Source organism: Kocuria rhizosphaericola (genome assembly GCF_044462205.1).
GTDB lineage: Bacteria > Actinomycetota > Actinomycetes > Actinomycetales > Micrococcaceae > Kocuria > Kocuria rhizosphaericola.
This window is the reverse complement of sequence record NZ_JBISWK010000058.1, coordinates 1-2,827: the sequence shown is the minus strand read 5'-3', so window position 1 is coordinate 2,827 and position 2,827 is coordinate 1. Positions and strand designations below refer to the sequence as shown.

3 protein-coding genes are annotated in these 2,827 nt (G+C 70.1%); 1 reads left to right on the top strand and 2 read right to left on the bottom strand.

The features are described from left to right. The coding region (locus ACH9D2_RS06245; RefSeq protein ID WP_396361979.1) for a hypothetical protein at positions 1–401 on the bottom strand (401 nt) is incomplete at its 3' end. Positions 402–840: 439 nt separating this feature from the next. Here ACH9D2_RS06245 and ACH9D2_RS06240 point away from each other — a divergent pair. Further along, the gene (locus ACH9D2_RS06240) at positions 841–2,079 is read left to right on the top strand and encodes a cation:dicarboxylate symporter family transporter (protein WP_396361977.1); all 1,239 of its coding nucleotides are present in this window, start codon (positions 841–843) and stop codon (positions 2,077–2,079) included. 83 nt (positions 2,080–2,162) lie between these two features. On the opposite strand, the gene ACH9D2_RS06235 is transcribed toward ACH9D2_RS06240, so the two are convergent. Next, positions 2,163–2,645 (bottom strand): GyrI-like domain-containing protein, encoded by a 483-nt coding sequence (locus ACH9D2_RS06235; RefSeq protein ID WP_396361976.1) that lies wholly within the window; start codon positions 2,643–2,645, stop codon positions 2,163–2,165. Positions 2,646–2,827 lie beyond the last annotated feature (182 nt).

Genomic DNA, 2,827 nt, shown 5'->3' with positions numbered 1-2,827 from the left:
GTACCCACCGGGACGGTCGTCCTGGCGGTCGTCCCGACGCCCACGGTAGCCCTCGGCCTCACGGCGCGGCCCGCGCTCACCCTGCCGGTCATCCCTGCGGTCGTCACGGCGGTCACCACGCGGGGCGTAGCCACCACGACGGTCGTCCTGACGATCGTCACGGCGGTCACCACGCGGGGCGTAGCCACCACGACGGTCGTCCTGACGATCATCCCGGCGGTCACCGCCGTAGCCTCCCCGCCTGTCGTTCTCGGGCCGGCCTCCGCGCGGAGCGTACCCACCGGGACGGTCGTCCTGGCGGTCGTCCCGACGCCCACGGTAGCCCTCGGCCTCACGGCGCGGCCCGCGCTCACCCTGCCGGTCATCCCGGCGCTCGTCACGCCGGTCGTCACGCCGGTCACCGCGCGGGGCATACCCGCCACGACGGTCGTCCTGGCGGTCGTCGCTGCTCCGGCCGGAGGCACCCCGCGTCTCGGCGCTCCGTCCGCGGGCCTCGCCGCCGCTGCGGTCGCCGTCGCGCGCGTCGCGGGACGGGCTGCGCCGTCCGTCGTCGAACCGGCGGCGGGACGGCGAACCGGAACGGTCGCCGTCCCGCCCCGATCCTGCGCTGGACCGGCGGTCGCCGGAATTTCCGTTCCGGCGCTCGTCCCGGGACCCGTGCTGGAAAGACTCGGACACGTACCGCTCCTCTGTGCCGACACAGTGCCGGTCGACGCTCGTGGATGTCGGCGGTGACCGGAGAACGGTCCGCCATGTAGATCGCCCCCATTGTATAAGCAGGTCCGACGCCCCCCTGTCCCGATTCGCCCCCGGCCGCACCCTCGTCGGATGATGGGGCCCATGACCAAAAAACCCCTCACGTCCCGTCTCCTGGTGCGCGTGCTGCTCGGCATCATCCTGGGAGTCGCCTGCGGTCTGGTCTTCCCCGAACCGCTCGCCCGGGTCTTCCTGACGTTCAACGGGCTCTTCAGCGCCTTCCTCGGCTTCATCATCCCGCTGCTGATCGTCGGTCTCGTCACCCCGGCCATCGGTGACCTCGGCCGAGGTGCCGGCAGGTGGCTGGGGGTCACCGCCGGCATCGCCTACGCGTCCACCGTTCTGTCCGGACTGCTGGCCTTCGTCGTCGCGCGTGGGAGCTACCCGTGGCTGCTGGGCGGAGAGCGCGATCTCGACGCCCTGGCCAACCCGGAGGAGAGTGCCCTCACCGGTTTCTTCGCGCTCGAGATGGAACCCGTGTTCGGCGTCATGACAGCCTTGCTGCTGGCCTTCTGCCTGGGGGTGGGCATCACTCTGATTCCCGGGGACACGCTCCACAAGAGCATGGGCGACCTCCGGCAGATCATCATGCGCATCGTGGAACTGGTCATCATCCCGCTCCTGCCCCTCTACATCTTCGGGATGTTCATGGGTCTCACGATGAACGGCCAGATCCTGGTGATCGTCTCCGCGTTCTCGAAGGTCGTGCTTCTCGCCCTGGTCCTGTCCGCTGTCCTGCTGGCCGTGCAGTACGTGGTCGCGGGGCTCTACGTGGGCCGCAACCCGGTGATCCTGCTGAAGAACATGCTCCCGGCGTACGCCACGGCCCTGGGCACGTCCTCCTCCGCCGCCACGATTCCCGTCACCCTCAGGTGCACGGAGGTCAACGGCGTCCGCCCGTCCGTTGCCGGCTTCGTGGTGCCGTTGAGCGCGACGATCCACCTCTCCGGTTCCACCCTGAAGATCGTGCTGTTCTCGGCCGCCATCATGACCGTCACCGGCCGGCCGATCGACGACCTGGCCTACGTGGGCCTCGTCCTCATGCTGGGCGTCACGATGGTCGCGGCCCCCGGCGTCCCGGGCGGTGCGATCATGGCCGCCGTCGGAGTGCTCCAGGGGATGCTCGGCTTCGACGAGACGGCAGTGGCCCTGATGATCGCAACGTACATCGCCATCGACTCCTTCGGCACGGCCACGAACGTGACCGGTGACGGCGCCATCGCCGTGGTCATGAACAAGCTCGTCGGCGGGCGCACCGTGACCGCCGCCGGTGGTGCCACCTCGGAGGAACCGCAGCTCTCGGACGCACCGCTCAGTCGATGATGCCCCGGCTCCGGACCCGGACGACGAGGANCGACCGTGCGGTCGGGGCCTTCCTCGTCGGGGGCCATGCAGCGTGAAGGGGATCACGGACGGAGCGACCAGTACAGCTGCGTGACCATGTCGGCGGGATCGTCCCCCGGTCGGGGCTCGGTGACGTACACCTCCCACATGCGGTCGCCGAGGGCCAGGTCCTGACGTTCCGCCCACTCCGCCAGGTGCTGCCAGGAGCGCCCGAGCTCGTCGTAGTCGCCACGGTGCACGGACGTGGCCACACGGGACGCGGGCAACCGGCCGGCCACCACTGAGCCCTGCGGCCTGACCTCTCCCCGCACGGGAAAACCCACCTCAAGACGGACCGTCTCCGCCGGGACCCCGTGGTACACGGCCATCGGAGGTCCGGACGGCTCGAACGCCCCGTCGGCCATCGCCCGCCCGAGTTCACCGAAGGTACGGTCGAAGAAGTCCCGCAGTTCGTCCACGGCCACCGTCCCCGTCACCACGGCCGTCGGCTGCTCGTGCTGCTCGGCCACCCGCGGGGCTTCGGACTTCTCATGCGTCGCGTCCATGACAGCATTAAACGCCGGCGAGGGAAGCCGTGCTCGTGTGACGGAAGAACGAGGATCGCCGGTTGGTCATTCCGGTCCTGGACGGGCTCAGGCCCCCACCGTGAGGGTGGGGGCCTGAACCGTGCTGGTGCCCCCGGGGGGGGGTGGGGGGTTAAATGCGGGGAGCCCCCGACACGGTGTGT